Below are 17100 nucleotides of genomic sequence, written 5' to 3'. Positions count from 1 at the left end.
TCTAGCCAGCGGTCACCTGGTCGTAGACGGCCAGCAGCCGGCGCGCCTGGTGCGGCCAGGCGGTGGCGGCGACGGCCTGGCTGGTGCGGACCCGCTGGGCGTAGGCGCCGCGGTCGGCCAGGACAGCCCGGACGGCGACGGCGAGCCCGTCGGCGTCCCCGGCGGTGAACACCTCGCCGAGGCGGTGCTCGCGGGTGAACCGGGCCATCTCCCGGACGTCGCTGGTCACCACCGGCAGCCCGGCGTGCAGGTACTCCAGGTACTTCGTCACCAGCGAGATCTCGTGGTTGGGCCGGTGCAGCAGCGGGACCAGGCCGACGTCGGCACCGGCGAGCAGGCCGGTGACCTGGTCGGCGGGCACGTACCCGGTGCGGTGCACCCGGTCGCCGACGCCGCGCTCCCAGGCACGGTCGAGCAGCGCGGGGACGTCCGGGTCGTCGTCGGCGACGACGAGGGCCAGATGGACGCCGGGCAGGGCGGGCAGGGCGTCGACGACGGTCGCGAGGCCGCGGGCGGGGGCGCAGCCGCCGGAGTAGACCAGGAGCGGGACGTCGGCGTCGAGCCCGAGGCGGTCCCGCAGGTCGGGGACGCCCGCGTCGGCAGTGCCTGCCTGGTCAGCGGGACGGACCGCCGCGGGCGCGTTGAGCACGACGGTCGGCGTCGCGGCGAGCCGGTGGTCGGAGCGCAGCATCCCGGCGAGGGTCTCGGAGACGGTGACGACGGCGTCGGCGTCCCGGATGAACTCGTCCTGCTCGCCGACGACCATGGCCCGCCGGAGGCGGCCGCGCAGCCCGGTGACGCCGCGGGCGGCGGTGGCGGCGACGTACTCGTGGGCGTCGAGCACCCACGCCGTCGGCGTGCCGGCCGCGCGCAGGGCGGCAGCGCTGCGGGCGGCGAGCGGGACCGTGTGCCGGTCGTGGGCGTGGATGAGGTGCGGCCGGTGGTCCTCGACCCACGGTGCCAGCGCGAGCTCGAGGTCCTGGACCCACGGGTCGAGCAGCCGCCAGGCGCCGTGGCGGAGCACGGTGAGCGGTGCGGTGACGGGCGCGAGGCGGCGGGCCCACGACGAGGCCGCCAGACGCCGGTCCCGCTCCCGCAGCAGGGCCCTGGCACCGCGGACCAGCGCCGGGTTGCGCCGGTCGCCCCGCGCGCTGAGCACCGGCCGGACCGGGACGAGGACGACCTCCACGCCGTCCTCGACGCTGCGCCGCACGCCGCCGGCCGGGGCGCGGCCGACGACGCGGACCTGCCAGCCGGCGTCCGCGGCGGCACGGGCCACCCGCTGGACGCGGCTGTCACCGTGGACGCCGTTGTTGACCACCATGACCACCCGGCGGGCGGTGTCGGCGTCCGGGTCTGGGGTCACCGGGCCAGCTCCGCGTAGACGTCGAGCAGGACGCGGGCGTCCCGCTCCCAGGAGAGCTCGTCGCGGGCGGCACGGACCGCGGCGGTGAGGTTGGCGTACCGGTCGCGGACCCGGGCGGCAGCCGCCGCGAGCGACGCCGGGTCGCCGGGGGTGTAGAGCTCACCGAGGTCGTGGGTGCGCACGAGTCGACGCAGCTCGGGCAGGTCGGCGGCGACCACCGGGACGCCGGCCCGTACGGCGTGAAACACCTTGTTGGGCAAGGCCAGTCGGTGGTTGCGGGAGCCGGCGGTCAGGGTGATCGCGGCGATGCCGCGGGCCCGGTACCAGTCGTCGAGGTCGTCGACGGGCTGGGCGGGGTGCTGCTCGACGCCGGCGGGCAGCCTCAGGGCCGCGGCGACGTGCGGGTCCTGGGGGCCGACGAGGGTGACGCTGAGCCCGTCGAGGTGGTCCGCGGCCGCGACGAGGGACTCCAGGTCCCGGTGGGCGCCGATCCGGCCCGCGTAGAGCAGCCCGGTCGGGGCGCTCGGCACCGGTGTCGCTGGCCGGCCTGCGGGCGTGCCGGCCGGCGCTGCGGGGAACGTGTTGCGGACCACCCGGACGTCGCGCAGCCCGCGGCCGCGCAGCACGTCGGCGATCCCCTCGGAGACGGTGAGCACGGCCGCGGCGGTGCGGGCGTGGGCGGTCTCCTGCCGGGTGCGGCGCCGGTCGGCGAGCGGGGTCGGGCGCCCGGGCAGCCCCCGGTCGGACCACAGCTCGTGGGCGTCGTACACGAGCGGGACGCCCCGGCGGGCGGCCTCGGCGGCGCCGAGGGCCAGGGTGTTGCGGTCGTGGGCGTGGACGGCGTCCGCGGGCAGGTGCCGGACGACGTCCGCAGCGGCGGTGCGCCAGGCAGACTCGACCTTCTCCCGGTGGGTGGGCAGCAGGGCCCAGCGGGCCGCGGACCGGACGACGCGCACCAGCCCGGGCTGACGTCGTCCGGAGGCGGCGGAGCCCAGACCCGCGGGACGGCCGGCGTCCAGAACGGTGACGTCGTCCAGGGTGTAACCGACGGGCACGCCGCGGCCGACGACGGTGACCTGGTGACCGGCAGCCGCCAGGGTGCGGGCCTCCCGCTCGACGCGGGCGTCGCCGGCGACCGGGGACTGGACGAGGACGAGGATCCTCACCGGTGACCGGTCCTCACCGTCCACCCCGCAGCGCGGAGCGCAGGAAGCCGGCTCCCCACGCGCCGTGCATGGTGGCCACGACGAGCGGGAACCACGCCCGGGCCGCGGGCGGGACGTCGCGGGCGACGACAGGGGTGGCGGCAGCGACGACGGTGGCGTAGCCGGCGGGGGCGAGCAGACCCGCGGCGAGGGCTCGGCGTCCGGTGGCGACGCCGACGAGACCCGCGGCCGTGGCCAGGGCCACCCCGGCGACGGTGACCGGCGGGGCGAGGTAGCGCAGGCTCGCGGTCTGCGGGTAGCGGCGGATGACCTCCCGGCGCCACTGGCCGGACCGGTAGAACTGCGAGGCGAGGGCCTTCCACGACGACCGGGGCCGGTAGGCGACCCGCAGGGAGGGGTCGAACCAGACGGTCCCGCCGGATGCGCGGATGCGGTGGTTGAGCTCCCAGTCCTGGGCCCGGGTGAAGGTCTCGTCGAAGCCGCCGAGGCGCTCCAGGGTGTCGCGGCGGAAGACACCGAGGTAGACGGTCTCGGCGGGGCCGGCGTCACCGCCGACGTGGAACCGGGCGCCGCCGATGCCGAGACGGCTGCTCATCGCGACGGCGACGGCCTGCTCGAACGGGGTGTGCCCACGCGGCACCATCATCCCGCCGACGTTGTCGGCGCCGGTGGCCAGCAGGACCTCGACGGCACGGGCGACGTACCCCTCGGGCAGCCGGCCGTGCCCGTCGACGCGGACGACGACCGGGTGGTCGGTGGCGGCGATGGCGGCGTTGAGGCCGGCCGGGGTGCGTCCGGTGGGGTTGTCGACGAGCCGGACGTGCGGGTTGCGGCGGCGCAGGTCCTCGGCCACTGCGCGGGTGCGGTCACGGGAGGGTCCCAGGGCGAGCACGACGTCGAGGTCTCCGGGGTAGTCCTGGTCGAGAATTCCCTGGACCGCCTCGGCGAGGTGCTTCTCCTCGTTGAGGACAGGCATGACCACGGAGACCCCGGGCCATGTCGGGGGCGGGCCGGAGGTCGACATGACGGCGGTCAGGCTAACGGATGTACCCGCGCCGTTCGGGAGGTCTAGGTTGGCCGGCAGGAGGTGTCCCATGCGCCCAGTCCTGGTGACGCTGGTGCCGGTTCTGCTGGTGGGTCTACTTGTCGGCCCGGTAGGCGCGGTGGGGGCGGTGAGCGGCCCGCAGGTCGATCCGGCCGCGGACGCCGGCAGCGCGGTGAGCGTCGGCGAGATGCGCGTCGAACCTGCGGCGGCGGAGGTGGCGGGCGGGTTCGTGACGCTGACCGTCACCGTGGACCTGCAGGACTCTGCCGGGCTCCCGGACGTCATCGCGCCGCAGTGGATCGACGCGCCGTACGCGGTGGTCGCGGTGGCGGACGACCGAAGGGAGGCCGTGCTGTGGCCGACGCTGACCCGGGTCGCCGGGTCGGCGACGGACGGGACATGGCGAGGCCTGGTCGAGGTGACGCCGATGTGGGCTGGCCGGACGTACGCGGTCGAGTCACTGCACCTCGTCCGCTCGGACGGCGAGCAGGTGGACCTCGGGGTGGGCCCGGGGACGGGAGTCGCCGGAGCCACGTTCTCGGTGGCCGGGCAGCCGACGTGGGACGTCGTCCCGGACCGGACCCCCGTGCGGGTGGTGTCCGGGCAGGAGCGGTGGACCCCCGGCATCACCGTGGTGAACCGGGCCACGCAACAGCCTGTGAGCGGCGCGGCGATCGGGGTGCAGCACGTGTTCGGGCCGGCTCCATCGGCGCGTCTGCAGACGCCACCGGGCCTCGGCGCCACGGATTTTCGTGGCCGGTGGAGTGGCTCGCCGGAGGGCGTGGTGGGGGTGGACCGGCCGTTCTACCTCGCCTACGGCAAACGCGGGACGCGTGGTTGGAGTCTCGAGGACCGGACGTGCCTCGAGCCGACCGTGAAGATCCAGGCGAACTCGAGGTACACGGTGCTGGGCGGCGACGGATCTGGTGACCGCTCATCGGTCGTCGTCGAGGGCAACGTGTGGCCGGCCCCCGTGATCCACTCAGCGGGGTACGGGCCGGTGCACCTGCAACGTCGTGCAGCCGACGGGAGCTGGCAGGTCGTCGCGACGGCGAACGCCCGCGCGAACGGTCGGTACACCGTGACGTGGACCGACGCGCCCGCCGGGCGGCATGAGCTGCGGATCCGGCGGCCCGGCATCACCGACGTGTGTGGGGGGTCGGCCGGGACCAACCTCGCGTCGGTGCCGGTGACCGTCGGCTAGGGCAGCAGCAGCCCACGAGCGCTTCGCCACCGCAAAATGCTGCCCCAGTCACGCCTTCACCGGCGTGTTGCGCCACCAACCCAGCATTCTGCGAGCTAGCGGAGGAGCTGGCGCGCCATGACGAGCCGCTGGATCTGGTTGGTCCCCTCGTAGATCTGGGTGATCTTCGCGTCGCGCATCATCCGCTCGACCGGGTAGTCCCGGGTGTACCCGTACCCGCCGAACAGCTGGACGGCGTCCGTCGTCACCCGCATCGCGACGTCCGAGGCGTAGGCCTTGGCGGCGGCGCCGAAGAACGACAGGTCCGGGTCGTTGCGCTCGCTCTTCGCCGCGGCCGCGTAGACCATCTGCCGGGCGCTCTCGACCGCCATCGCCATGTCGGCGAGCATGAACTGCACGCCCTGGAACTCGGCGATGGGCTTGCCGAACTGGCGGCGCTCCTTGACGTAGGAGACGGTGGCGTCCAGGGCGCCCTGGGCGATGCCGAGGGCCTGGGCACCGATGGTGACCCGGGTGTGGTCGAGGGTCCGCAGCGCGATCTTCAGGCCCTGACCGACGTCGCCGACGCGGCGGTCGTCACCGACCCGGACCTTGTCGAACAGCAGCTCGCGGGTCGGGGACCCCTTGATGCCCATCTTGCGCTCGGGCTCGGCCATCGTGAAGCCGGGGTCGTCGCGGTGCAGGACGAACGCGGTGACGTTGCCGCCGCGCGGGCCGTCGGGGTCGGTGACGGCCATGACCGTGTAGTACTCGCTGATGCCGGCGTTAGTGATCCACGACTTCTGCCCGGAGATCACCCACTCGTCGCCGTCGGCGACCGCGCGGGTGCGCATCGACGCGGTGTCGGAGCCGGCCTCGCGCTCGGAGAGCCCGTAGGAGAACATCGCCTCCCCCGACGCGACCGGCGGCAGGTAGCGCTTGAGCACGTCCTCCGAGGCAGCGAGCAGCAGCGGCATCGTGCCGAGCTTGTTGACCGCGGGGATGAGCGAGCTCGACGCGCAGACCCGGGCGACCTCCTCGATGACGAGGCAGGTGGCCAGCGCGTCGGCGCCGGCCCCGCCGTACTCCTCGGGGATGTGCGGGGCGTGGAAGTCGCTGGCCCGTAGCGCGTCGTAGGAGGCCTGGGGGAACTCGCCGGTCTCGTCGACGTGCGCGGCGTGCGGGGCCACCTTGTCCTCGGCGACGGCACGCACCGCCTCGCGCAGCGCCTCGTGGTCGTCACTGAGCCGGAAGAGGTCGAAGTCGCTCACAGACCTCACCGTAACGCTCTGCCCACCACGACTGGCGGCCGTGCCCCTTGCGCGTCCCAGACCTTGTCCGCAAGTATCTGCGTATGGACGCAGGTACGGGAGAACGCAACGAGGCACACAGACAACTCGACCCCGAGCTCGTCAGCGAGACCGTCCTGACCTTGCAGATGCTGGCCGACGAGACCCGGCTGCGGCTGCTGTGGGCGCTGCTCGACGCGGAGCTCTCAGTGGGCGACCTGGCCCGGGTCGTCGGCAAGCCGGCCCCTGCCGTGTCCCAGCACCTGGCCCGGCTTCGGCTGGCGCGCATCGTCGCCACCCGCCGCGAGGGGACGTTCGTCTACTACCGGATCGAGAACGACCACATCGCCCAGCTCGTCGTGGACGCGGTGCGCCACGCCGAGCACGGCGGCCCGGGCATCCCCGCACACCACGCCGGCGACGACCCGAGAGGTCCGCGGACCGTCTCAGAGACCGAGGAACTCCACCCATGAGCAACGACCGCCCTAGCACCCGCGCCACGGAGCACGGGCACGACCACGGGCAAGGGCACGACCACGGGCGAGAGCACGACCACGAGCACTCCCACGAGCACGGCACGGGGCTGCTGGCGAAGATCAAGCACACCCTGATCCCGCACGCCCACGACGCGAACGACGCCATCCAGACCGCCGAGGAGTCGGCGCGCGACGGCATCCGGACGGCGTGGATCGGCCTCGCGGGCATGATGGCCACCGCGCTGGCCCAGGTGGTCATCGTCGCCGTCTCGGGGTCGATCGCCCTGCTGGCCGACACGATCCACAACCTCGGCCACGCCGCGACGACGATCCCGTTGATCATCGCGTTCCGGCTCGGGCGCCGCCGCCCGACGAGCAGGTACCCGTACGGCTACCGCCGCGCCGAGGACCTCGTCGGCCTGTTCATCTCGCTCGTGATCATCGCCACCATCGTGCTCATCGTCTGGGAGTCCATCGACGCGCTGATCAACCCGCGCGAGATCACGAACCTGGGCTGGGTGTTCGCGGCCGGTCTCGTCGGCTTCCTCGGCAACGAGGCAGTGGCGGTCTACCGGATCCGCACAGGCCAGCGGATCGGGTCCGCGGCGCTCATCGCCGAGGGCCAGCACGCCCGCGCCGACGGCTACACCTCGATCGCCGTCGTCCTCGGCGTCATCGGGGTCTGGCTGGGGTTCGAGCGCGCCGACGCCATCGCCGGTCTGCTCATCGCGGTCGCCATCGCCGGCATCCTCATCAACTCACTCGTCATCATCGTCCGCCGGCTCATGGACGGCGTCGACCCCGAGGTGCTGGACCGGATGCGCCAGGCGGCGCAGTCGGTGCCCGGCGTCGTCCTGGTCAGCGAGGTGCGCGCCCGCTGGGCCGGCCACCGGATGGAGGGCGACGCGGAGATCGGCGTGGACGCCGGACTGAGCCTCACCGAGGCGCACGACGTGGCCGAGCGGGTGCAGCACGAGCTGCTGCACGTCGCCGGGAACCTCGACCGGGTGATCGTCCACGTGCACCCGACGGTGGACGCCGCGGTGCCCGACGGACTGCACGAGCTGTCCGGCCACCACGCCTCGAAGCAGGCCCGTGAGGAGTACCGGGCACGCGTCGCAGCGCACTCCGCCGACACCACGCAGACGCAGCACGCGCGCTCGACGCACACGCACGACTGACCCCGCCCGCCCGCGACCGTCGCCACCGAGGAGGCCCTGCCGTGACCGACGCACCGCTGCTCGCCATCACGAACCTCGCCGTCGAGTTCGTGACACGGCGCGGCGCGCTGGCAGCGGTCCGCGGGATCGACCTGCACGTGGCAGACGGCGAGACACTCGCCGTCGTCGGCGAGTCCGGCAGCGGCAAGAGCGTGTCGATGATGGCGGCGCTCGGTCTCCTGCCCGACAACGCACAGGTTAGCGGCTCGGTCCGGTTCGGCGGCCGCGAGCTCGTCGGGATGCCGGAGGCAGACCTGCGGACGGTTCGCGGACGCGAGATCGGCATCGTGTTCCAGGACCCGATGTCGTCCCTCAACCCGGTCCACCCGGTCGGACGCCAGATCGCGGAGACCCTGCGGGTGCACCAGGGCATGAGCCGCAGCGCAGCGACGAGTCGCGCCGTGGAGCTCCTCGGTGAGGTCGGTATCCCCGACGCTGCCCGCCGGGTGGGCGACTACCCGCACCACTTCTCCGGTGGCATGCGTCAACGCGTGATGATCGCGATGGCTCTGGCCTGTCAGCCGCGGCTGCTCATCGCCGACGAGCCGACGACGGCGCTCGACGTCACCGTCCAGGCCCAGATCGTCGAGCTGGTGCAGCGCCTCCAGGCCGAGCACGGGATGGCGGTCGTCTGGATCACGCACGACCTGGGCGTCGTGGCGGAGATGGCCGACCGGGTCACCGTGATGTACGGCGGTCGGGTCGTCGAGTCCGGGGACTGCCTGCGCCTCTACGACGCCCCTGCGCACCCGTACACGGCAGGTCTCCTGGACGCCGTCCCTCGCCTGGACAGCCCGGCGGACCAGCCGCTGGTGGAGATCCCCGGCACTCCCCCGGACCCGATGGAGCCGATGAGCGGCTGCGCGTTCGCGCCCCGCTGCCACCTGGCCCGCCCGCACTGCACTACGCAGCGGCCCGCGCTGCTGCCGCTGCAGGAGGACCCGAGCCGGCAGGCGGCCTGCTTCCACAGCGACGAGATGCTCGCCGGGCGTCGCCTGCCGCCGCCGGAGCTCGCCGCGGCCGAGGAGCGTCGGGTGGACGACACGGCCACCCCGCTGCTGGAGGTCCGCGACCTGCAGGTGCACTTCGGTGGCGGCGGCCTGCTGCACCGGGAGCCGCCCATCCGAGCGGTCGACGGCGTCGACCTCACCATCCTCGAGGGCCAGGCCCACGGTCTGGTCGGGGAGAGCGGCTCGGGCAAGTCCACGCTGGGCCGGGCGGTGATGGCGATCGAGCGGGTCACCTCCGGTCGGGTCGCCGTGCTCGGCATCGACGTCGAGGCCTCCAACCGGGACGCCGTCCGCCGCCGCCGCCGGGCCGCACAGATGGTGTTCCAGGACCCGGCCAGCTCGATGAACCCCGCCCTGACCGTCGGTGACGTCGTCGCCGAGCCGTTGCGCATCAACCGGATCGGCTCGCGGGCGCAGCGGCGGGAGCGCACGGCCGAGCTCCTGCGCCTGGTGGAGATGCCGCAGGACTGCGTCGACCGGCATCCGCACGAGTTCAGCGGCGGCCAGCGTCAGCGCATCGCCATCGCCCGGGCGCTGGCCCTCGAGCCCAGGCTGTTGATCTGCGACGAGGCGGTGTCAGCGCTCGACGTCTCCGTGCAGGCCCAGGTCGTCAACCTGTTGTCCCGGTTGCAGGCGGAACTCGGTCTTGGCCTGCTGTTCATCGCGCACGACCTCGCCATCGTCCGGCACCTCGCCCAGCACGTCTCGGTCATGTACCTCGGGCAGATCGTCGAGACCGGGCCACGGGACGAGGTGTACGAGCGACCACGTCACCCCTACACGCGGGCGCTGCTCGAGGCCGTCCCGGTCACCGACCCGACCCGACGGGGCGGCACCCGGGCGCTCGGCGGGGACCCGCCGAGCGCCGCCCACCCACCCCAAGGATGCCGGTTCAGCACCCGCTGTCCGCTTGCCGTTCCAGGACTCTGCGACACCACCCCGCCGCCGGTCCTGTCGATCACGGCGACCCACCAGGTCGCGTGCCACCGAGCCGAGGAGCCCCTGCTCGCCGAACCACCTCGCCACCCGGCCGGCGCACTGCCGGCCGACCGCACCAGCCCCAGGAGGTAACCGTGCCTCGTCCTGTCCGACTACTGGCGACCGCCCTCGTCGCCGCCACATCCCTCGCCCTTGCCTCGTGCTCCGCAGGAGCGCCGGAGGAACCGTCCGCCGACACCTCGTCCGCCACCGCCGGAGCCACCAGCGCGGAGCGACTGCGCATCGGCATCCTCAGCGAGGAGGGCAACCTCACCCCTCACACGTACAACACCGGCTTCACCGGTCTCAACCTCATGATGCTGACCTACGACACGCTCATGCAGATCGACGCCTCCGGGACGCCGCAACCGTGGCTTGCCGAGGAGGTGGAGGTCTCCGAGGACGGTCTGACGTACACCCTCACGCTCGCCGAGGGTGTCACGTGGCACGACGGCGAGACGCTGGACGCCGAGGACGTCGCGTTCTCCGTCGAGTACTACAAGTCCGGCCCGCCCGGCCGGTTCCAGAACGCGCTCCGGCTCGTCGAGTCGGCGTCCGTGGTCGACCCCGGCACGGTGCAGCTGACGCTGAGCGAGCCGAACCCGTCGTTCGAGCTGCGCACGCTGGCCGACGTGCCGATCCTGCCCGAGCACGTCTGGTCAGACGTCACCGCTCCGGACACCGAGCCGTACAGCGAGGAGACGAGCGTCGGCTCGGGCCCCTACCGGCTGGTCGACTCCCAGCCCGGCACGAGCTACAGCTTCGAGGCGTACCCCGAGTACTTCCGCGGCGCCCCGAAGGTCGACGAGATCGTCGCGATCCAGTTCGCGGACGACGCCGGCGCGATCGCCGCCCTGCGGTCCGGTGAGGTGGACACGCTCATGCGAGTCATCTCGCCCGAGCAGATTCAGGCGCTGCAGGGTCAGGGCGACCTCGCGGTCATCGAGGCCCCCGAGTACACGACGACGCTGCTCGCGTACGACACCCAGCGGCCGCCTTTCGACGACCAGGCCTTCCGGCAGGCGCTGATGACCGGGATCGACGTCCAGCAGCTCGTCGACGACGTCTACCTCGGAGCGGCTGTGCCCGGCAACCCAGGATGGGTGCACCCGGACTCGGTCTACTACAACCCCGACGTGACGGTCGAGCACGACCCGGACGCTGCTGCGGCGCTGCTCGAGGACGCCGGCTACACCGACTCCGACGGCGACGGCGTGCGCGAGTCCAGTGGCGAGCCGCTGTCCGTCGAGCTCCTGGTCGCCGGCAACAACGCCCTGCGACTGCGGATCGCGGAGCTGCTCGCCAGCCAGCTGGGCGAGATCGGCATCGGGGTCGAGGTGGCAGCGGTGGAGACCCAGACCCTCGACGACGCCGTGTGGCCGGGCTACGACGTCAACAACGGTCGGGACTACGACATGGCCATCTGGGGCTGGTCCGCACCGACCCAGGCCGACATCGGCCAGTTCGCCGCCCTGGTGCACAGCGACCCGGAGATCGGCAACCTCAACGTCACCGGCTACGCCGATCCGACGACCGACGAGATCGCCGAGCGCCTGCTCACCAGCCTGGATGAGAACGACCGTCTGCAGGCTGCGCACGAGCTGCAGGAGCGGTTCGCCGAGACGGCCCCGTTCGTGCCGCTGCTGTACCCGAACGGCGTCTACGCCTACCGGTCGCAGGTGTTCGACGACTGGCGGTCCATCACCGGTATCGGGCCGATGACGAAGTTGTCCTTCATCCCCGACGAGGGGCAGCCGTGACCGGCGGCACGCCGCGGGACGTGAACCGAAGCTGACAGGAGGGAGGCGGTCACCATGAGCCGCAAGAGCAGTGCACCAGTGCGGGCGGCGCAGTACCTGCTCGTCCTCGTGGTGGCCGTCTCCCTCAACTTCTTCCTGCCCCGGGTCATGCCGGGCAGCCCGCTGGCTCTGCTGGCCGGTGCGGAGGTCGGCCAGCTCTCACCCGAGGAGCGAGCGGCCGTCATCGCCGAGGCTGGACTCGACCAGCCACTCGTCGTCCAGTATCTCCAGTACTGGCAGAACGTCCTCACGTTCGACTTCGGCTACTCCTACCGGCTGGGCCGGCCGATCGACGAGCTCATCCTCGAGCGGCTGCCCTGGACCCTCATGATCACGCTGATCGCGCTGGTCATCGGCGGGATCATCGGCATCGCCCTGGGCGCGTACTCGGCGTGGCGACGTGGACGCCCGAGCGACGTGGGACTGCTCAGCGTCATGATCGCCCTGGAGTCGACCCCGTCGTTCTGGCTCGGCATGCTCCTCATCGCCTTCTTCTCCGTGCAGCTCGGCTGGCTGCCCTCGTTCGGCGCGCAGACGCCTGCGGCAGACCTCCAGGGCTGGGCGCAGATCGTCGACATCGGCCAGCACGCGCTCCTGCCGGTGCTGACCTTGTCGGTGCTCAGCGTCCCCACGGTGTACCTGACGATGCGCTACTCGATGCTGTCGGTGCTCGGTGAGGACTTCATCCGCACGGCACACGCGAAGGGACTCAGCCAGCGGCGGATCCTGTTCGGGCACGTGGCCCGCAACGCCATCATCCCCGTGGTCACAGTCCTGGCCCTGCGCGCCGGATTCGCCTTTGGCGGCACCGTCGTCGTGGAGACGGTGTTCTCCTACCCGGGTCTGGGCCGGCTCGTCTTCGACGCGGTGTCCGGCCGGGACTACCCGGTCATGCAGGCGACCTTCCTCGTCTTCACGCTGGCCGTGCTGGGCGCCAACCTGCTCGCGGACGCCATCTACCCCCGACTCGACCCGAGGACCCGCTGATGCCGCGCCCCGACCTGCTCCACAGGGTGCACCGCACCGACCCGGCCCTGCTGGGCCACCAGCCCCGGTCACGGCGCGTCCCCCGCCGGGACTGGACGGCGCTCATCGGCGTCGTCGGCGGTGTGATCGTCGTCGGCCTGACCCTGACCGCAGTCCTCGCTCCCTGGCTGGTGCCCTACGACCCGTCCGCTCGGGTCGGGACACCTTTCAGCCCGCCGTCCGCGGACCACCTGCTCGGCACGAACGACGTCGGTCAGGACATCCTCAGCGAGCTCATCCAGGGCACCCGGGTGTCCCTGACCGTCGGCCTCGTCGCGGCAGCCGTGGCCCTGGTCATCGGCACGCTCGTCGGCGTCCTCGGCGGGTACTTCGACCGCCTCGGAGCGGTCATCATGCGCGGTGTCGACGTCGTGCTGATCCTGCCTTTCCTGCCGCTGCTCATCGTCCTCGCCGCCTACCTGGGGCGCAGTCTGGTGACGACCGTCGCGGTGATCGCAGCGCTGATCTGGGCCCCGTCCGCACGCGTGATCCAGGCGCAGGTGCTCTCGCTCAGCAAGCGCGAGTACGTGACTGCCGCCCGCACGATGGGCGCCGGCAACGGCTACCTCATCCTGCGGCACGTGCTGCCCAAGACGCTGCTGCTCGCGACCGGCCAGTTCGTCGCCGCCACCAGCGGAGCGATCCTGCTGGAGTCGTCGCTGAGCTTTCTCGGGCTGGGCGACCCGCTGCAGAAGAGCTGGGGCTCCATCCTCTACTGGGCTCAGGTGCGGGGCGCGTTCCTCACCCCGGCCTGGAAGTGGTGGGTGCTCCCTCCCGGCCTGCTGATCATGCTCGCGTCCCTCGGTTTCGCGCTCGTGGGCTTCGCGCTCGAGCAGAAGGTCAACCCCAAGTTGCGGCGCCGCTGAGTGCGCCGTTCACCCCACCCCGAGGAGGAACCCGTCCGTGAACGTCCTGATGCTGGCCAGCTACGGCCTGGAGATCGTGGAGTGCGGAGGCGCGCTGGCGCGTGCCGTCGCCGCCGGTGACACGGTGAACGCCGCCGTCCTGATGTGCCGTGAGGACAGCAAGCCACAGGTGAGCAAGGCCGCCTCGGTGCTGGGCATCGAGGACGTCGACTACCTCGACGTCCCCTTCGGGGAGGTGGACCTGGCCCCGGCGACCAAGGTGAAGGTCGTCGAGCTCATCCGGCGCACCAAGCCCGACGTCGTCATCATGCAGGACCCGGAGCACGCCCAGCACGACCTCGACCCTGACCGTCGGGTCATCGCAATCCTCTACGCCGAGGCGCTCGCCGTCGCGGGTCGGGACTGGCGGGTGGAGGAGTGCGGCGGGCACCAGCCGCACCGCATCCCGACCATCTACTACATGACCCCCGAGAACCCGAACTGCGTGGTCGAGATCGCGGACGTCCTGGAGCTCAAGCTGCGGGCGGTGGAGGCGCTGTCGTCCCAGAACACGTTCAGCGCCGAGCACTGGCGCTCCGCGACGTCGGACGACGTCCTGCGTGCCGTCGTGCCGGCCTGGAGTGACGGGGACCTGGAGACCCTGGGGCGGGAGGGCCAGCGGGTCATCTTCACCTCACTGGCACTGTCCAACGGGCTGGCCTCGCACTCCGGGGCGGTCCTGGGTGAGGCGTACCGACGCGAGGGGTCGTTCGTCCTCGAACGGCTCACGCCCTGAGTGCCACCGGACCACACCGCCCGACGACAACGGCCGCACCAGGAGGAGAGCACCGATGACCGTTCCCGACGTCCGCCCGATCCGGGAGGCGCCCGGCTTCCAGCACGCCGGCAAGGACGAGTACTACTACCGGCCCCTGGTCGCCGGGGAGACGCTCATGACCTACGTGGCGCACGTCCCCCCGGGAGGTGACATGCCGCCGGACCAGGAGGAGGCCGATCAGTTCGAGCTCTCGCTGTTCATGCTGGACGGCGAGCTGCTCGCCACCATCGGTGGACAGGACCGGGTGCTGCGCACCGGCGAGGGCCAGCACATCCCGCGGGGGACGCCGTTCGGCGTCCGCAACACGACCGCCTCGACGGCCAGTTTCGTGCTGTCCTTCGCCCCGACGCCGCACAGCGGTGACGTGGAGAGCATGTTCGACGACGCACGAGCCCGAGGCACCCGGGTGTGGACGCCGGAGGAGCTGGCCCCGGTGATCGGGCGCACGATTTTCCCGTTCCGGAGCTGAGCGCCCCTCCCCTCCCGCCGTTCCGGTAGGAGGCCCTTCGACGCACCGCCCGCCGCTGCCCCCCGAGACGCGGCGGGCGGTGCCCCACCCCTCTCCCCCGTAGCCTTGCCGCCATGCCCCTGGTCATGCCCGTCTACGGCACCCGCCCCGAGGCGATCAAGATGGCCCCGGTGGTCCGGGCGGCGCGCGGGCACCCGCGGCTCGACGTCCACGTGACCGTGACTGGGCAGCACCGGGAGATGCTCGACCAGGTCAACGAGCTGTTCGGGATCGTCCCGGACGACGACCTCGACGTGATCACCCCGCGGCAGTCGCTCGCCGCGGTGACCACCCGCACCCTGGAGCGGCTGACCGCGGTCCTCGAGCGGGTCCGGCCGGACGCGGTCGTCGTCCAGGGGGACACGACGACGTCGACGGCCGCGGCGCTGGCGGCGTTCTACCAGCGGATCCCGGTCGTGCACGTCGAGGCCGGGCTGCGCACCGACGACGTGTACTCCCCCTTCCCCGAGGAGATGAACCGGCGGCTGACCACCCGGCTGGCCGCGCTGCACCTGGCGCCGACCCCGGCGAGCCGGGAGAACCTGCTGCGCGAGGCCGTCCCGGCCGGGGACATCACAGTCACCGGGAACACGGTGATCGACGCACTGCTGGAGACCGTGGGCCGGCGGGTGCCGTTCACCGACCCAGCGCTCAAGGCGCTGGACAGTCCGGACGGCGGCCGCGGCCGGCCGCTCGTGCTCGTCACCACCCACCGGCGCGAGTCGTGGGGGGAGCCGATGGCGGCGGTCGCCCGGGCCCTGGCCCGGCTCGCGGTGGCGCACCCGGAGGCGGTGTTCGTCCTGCCGGCGCACCGTAACCCGGTCGTCCGGGAGGTCGTGCTGCCTCCGCTGGCGGGCCTGGGCAACGTGGTGGTCACGGAGCCGCTGCCGTACGGGGAGTTCGCGCACCTGATCTCCCGTGCCCGGGTGGTGCTGTCGGACTCCGGCGGGGTGCAGGAGGAGGCGCCGAGCCTCGGCGTGCCGGTGCTCGTGCTGCGGGACAACACCGAACGACCCGAGGCCGTGGACGCCGGCACCGTCCGGCTGATCGGGACCGCCGAGGACGTCGTCGTCGCCGAAGTGGACCGGCTGCTCACCGACGACGCCGCCCACGCAGCGATGGCCGAGGCGGTCAACCCCTACGGCGACGGCCGGGCCGCGGCCCGCTGCGTCGCCGCGATCGGTGAGCTGCTCGGGGTCGACCAGCGGCTGCCGGAGTTCAACCCGCGGACACGGGGCAACTCCCACCAGGCGGAGTCCATCCGGACGTAGCGGAAGTCAGTTGATACCGGTCTCAGAACGGCGGCGGTCCGGTGTAGTCGGGCGGGTCGGGGTTGCTCCTGGTGTACCGGCGTGGCGGTTCAGGGTTGAAGTCCCAGGACTCGCCGGGCTTGAGGCGAGCCACGCGGCGGGCAACCCACTCGGACAGCGTGGCGGGCTCGGGCTGCTCGGTGTTGTCGTCGGGGGCGGTGTCGTCGTCGGGGGCGGTGTCGTCGTCGGGGGCGGGCTCGGGGTCGACGGGGAATCCGCAGGCTCGGGCGAGGCGGCGGAACTCGTCGGCCGCGGTGTCGACCCGAGCGAGGTACTGCGACAGGCGGCCGGGGTCGCCGCACAAGTCGAGCGTCTGGTCGGTCGGGTGTCCGGCGACCCGGGGAATGGCGGGTTCGGGGGCCCGGCGCAGGACGTGCCCGGTGGGCATCCGCCAGGTGGTCCACCCGGTGGCGGTGCGCCAGACCGCCGCGGCGGACTCGTGCTTGAGGCGGTGGTGGCGGCGGCAGAGGAGCTGCAGGTTGCACGGGCAGGTGGGCCCCTGCGGCCACCGCACGATGTGGTCGATGTCGCACAGGACGCCGCGGCGGCGGCAGCCGGGGGCCCGGCAGGTGCGGTCCCGCAGCTGGACGAGGGTGGCGATGGTGCGCCGCGGCCGGTACCGACCCGGGCCCGGGTGCGCGGGGGCAACTCCGGCACCGGGCCGCAGGCGTCCGACGGCGCCGAGAGGGGACCTGGCCATGGCGCAGTCCCGCTCGCAGGGTTTGCCGATGAACGACTCACCCGCAGGCGAGAGGTCACGGGGTGGGCCCTCATCGGGGGCACCCTCATCGGGCGGACTGGCACCGGCTGGACTGTCACCGGGTGGATTGCCGCTGTGTGGGCCGTCGTCGGGCGGGCCGCCGCCGGGTGGGCCGCCGTCCGGCGGGCCGCCGCCGGGTGGGTCGCCGCTGTGTGGGCCGTCGTCGGGTGGGCCGTCGTCTGGCCGGAGGCCGGGGTAGGTGTGGCCGTCCAGGCCGATGACGGTGCCGGTGAACGGGTCGGTGAGCAGCCGGCGCAAGGTGGCGTCCTCGGCGATCCGCC

Annotated in this window: 16 protein-coding genes; 11 read left to right on the top strand and 5 right to left on the bottom strand. The window is 72.8% G+C overall.

Features of this window, described 5'->3' with window-relative positions; translation table 11 throughout:
* Position 1: 1 nt before the first annotated feature.
* Genes ACFP6A_RS13240 through ACFP6A_RS13230 form a run of 3 tightly spaced genes read right to left on the bottom strand, consistent with a single transcriptional unit; the run spans position 2 to position 3556 of the window.
* The gene (locus tag ACFP6A_RS13240; RefSeq protein WP_379604261.1) at positions 2–1366 is read right to left on the bottom strand and encodes a glycosyltransferase family 4 protein; all 1365 of its coding nucleotides are present in this window, start codon (positions 1364–1366) and stop codon (positions 2–4) included.
* Positions 1363–2532 (bottom strand): glycosyltransferase, encoded by a 1170-nt coding sequence (locus ACFP6A_RS13235; protein ID WP_379604260.1) that lies wholly within the window; start codon positions 2530–2532, stop codon positions 1363–1365. The genes ACFP6A_RS13240 and ACFP6A_RS13235 overlap by 4 nt, the downstream gene beginning before the upstream one ends.
* Before the next feature lie 13 nt (positions 2533–2545).
* Positions 2546–3556, bottom strand: coding sequence for a glycosyltransferase family 2 protein (locus ACFP6A_RS13230; RefSeq protein WP_379604259.1), 1011 nt, complete (start codon positions 3554–3556; stop codon positions 2546–2548).
* Positions 3557–3704: 148 nt separating this feature from the next.
* On the opposite strand from ACFP6A_RS13230, the gene ACFP6A_RS13225 reads away from it, so the two are divergent.
* Entirely contained in the window at positions 3705–4781 is a 1077-nt protein-coding gene (locus ACFP6A_RS13225; protein ID WP_379604257.1) for a hypothetical protein, read from the top strand.
* A 95-nt stretch (positions 4782–4876) separates the two neighbouring features.
* Here the strand turns inward: ACFP6A_RS13225 and ACFP6A_RS13220 are convergent, their stop codons facing one another.
* A complete protein-coding gene (locus tag ACFP6A_RS13220; RefSeq protein WP_379604256.1) occupies positions 4877–6031 on the bottom strand; it encodes an acyl-CoA dehydrogenase family protein in 1155 nt (384 codons plus the stop codon).
* 83 nt (positions 6032–6114) lie between these two features.
* Between ACFP6A_RS13220 and ACFP6A_RS13215 the strand changes: the two genes are divergently transcribed.
* From ACFP6A_RS13215 to wecB, 9 genes are all read left to right on the top strand, one after another.
* Positions 6115–6522 carry an ArsR/SmtB family transcription factor gene (locus ACFP6A_RS13215; protein WP_379604254.1) on the top strand — a complete coding sequence of 136 codons (408 nt, stop codon included), beginning with the start codon at positions 6115–6117 and terminating at the stop codon, positions 6520–6522.
* Complete coding sequence (locus ACFP6A_RS13210) at positions 6519–7706, top strand: cation diffusion facilitator family transporter (protein ID WP_379604252.1); 1188 nt, start codon at positions 6519–6521, stop codon at positions 7704–7706. Before ACFP6A_RS13215 ends, ACFP6A_RS13210 begins: the two co-directional genes overlap by 4 nt.
* A gap of 41 nt (positions 7707–7747) precedes the next feature.
* Positions 7748–9826: a dipeptide ABC transporter ATP-binding protein gene (locus ACFP6A_RS13205; RefSeq protein WP_379604250.1), complete on the top strand. Its 2079-nt coding sequence runs from the start codon at positions 7748–7750 to the stop codon at positions 9824–9826.
* A 2-nt stretch (positions 9827–9828) separates the two neighbouring features.
* Entirely contained in the window at positions 9829–11493 is a 1665-nt protein-coding gene (locus tag ACFP6A_RS13200) for an ABC transporter substrate-binding protein (RefSeq protein WP_379604248.1), read from the top strand.
* A gap of 54 nt (positions 11494–11547) precedes the next feature.
* Positions 11548–12519: an ABC transporter permease gene (locus ACFP6A_RS13195; RefSeq protein WP_379604246.1), complete on the top strand. Its 972-nt coding sequence runs from the start codon at positions 11548–11550 to the stop codon at positions 12517–12519.
* The gene (locus ACFP6A_RS13190) at positions 12519–13424 is read left to right on the top strand and encodes an ABC transporter permease (protein ID WP_379604244.1); all 906 of its coding nucleotides are present in this window, start codon (positions 12519–12521) and stop codon (positions 13422–13424) included. The genes ACFP6A_RS13195 and ACFP6A_RS13190 overlap by 1 nt, the downstream gene beginning before the upstream one ends.
* 37 nt (positions 13425–13461) lie before the next feature.
* On the top strand, positions 13462–14199 hold the full coding sequence (locus ACFP6A_RS13185; protein WP_379604242.1) for a PIG-L deacetylase family protein: 738 nt from the start codon (positions 13462–13464) through the stop codon (positions 14197–14199).
* Positions 14200–14254: 55 nt separating this feature from the next.
* A complete protein-coding gene (locus tag ACFP6A_RS13180; RefSeq protein WP_379604240.1) occupies positions 14255–14710 on the top strand; it encodes a cupin domain-containing protein in 456 nt (151 codons plus the stop codon).
* Between the two features lie 113 nt (positions 14711–14823).
* Positions 14824–16020, top strand: a complete 1197-nt coding sequence (gene wecB, locus ACFP6A_RS13175) for a non-hydrolyzing UDP-N-acetylglucosamine 2-epimerase (RefSeq protein ID WP_379604238.1) — start codon at positions 14824–14826, stop codon at positions 16018–16020.
* A 22-nt stretch (positions 16021–16042) separates the two neighbouring features.
* Here wecB and ACFP6A_RS13170 read toward each other — a convergent pair whose 3' ends face one another.
* On the bottom strand, positions 16043–16759 hold the full coding sequence (locus ACFP6A_RS13170) for an HNH endonuclease signature motif containing protein (RefSeq protein ID WP_379604236.1): 717 nt from the start codon (positions 16757–16759) through the stop codon (positions 16043–16045).
* A gap of 135 nt (positions 16760–16894) precedes the next feature.
* Between ACFP6A_RS13170 and ACFP6A_RS13165 the strand changes: the two genes are divergently transcribed.
* On the top strand, positions 16895–17100 hold a 206-nt coding region (locus ACFP6A_RS13165; protein WP_379604235.1), incomplete at its 3' end, for a hypothetical protein.

The organism is Quadrisphaera sp. GCM10027208, assembly GCF_042658805.1.
In the GTDB taxonomy this organism is placed as follows: Bacteria; Actinomycetota; Actinomycetes; order Actinomycetales; family SCSIO-59966; genus SCSIO-59966.
This window is presented reverse-complemented; position numbering and strand designations above follow the sequence as displayed.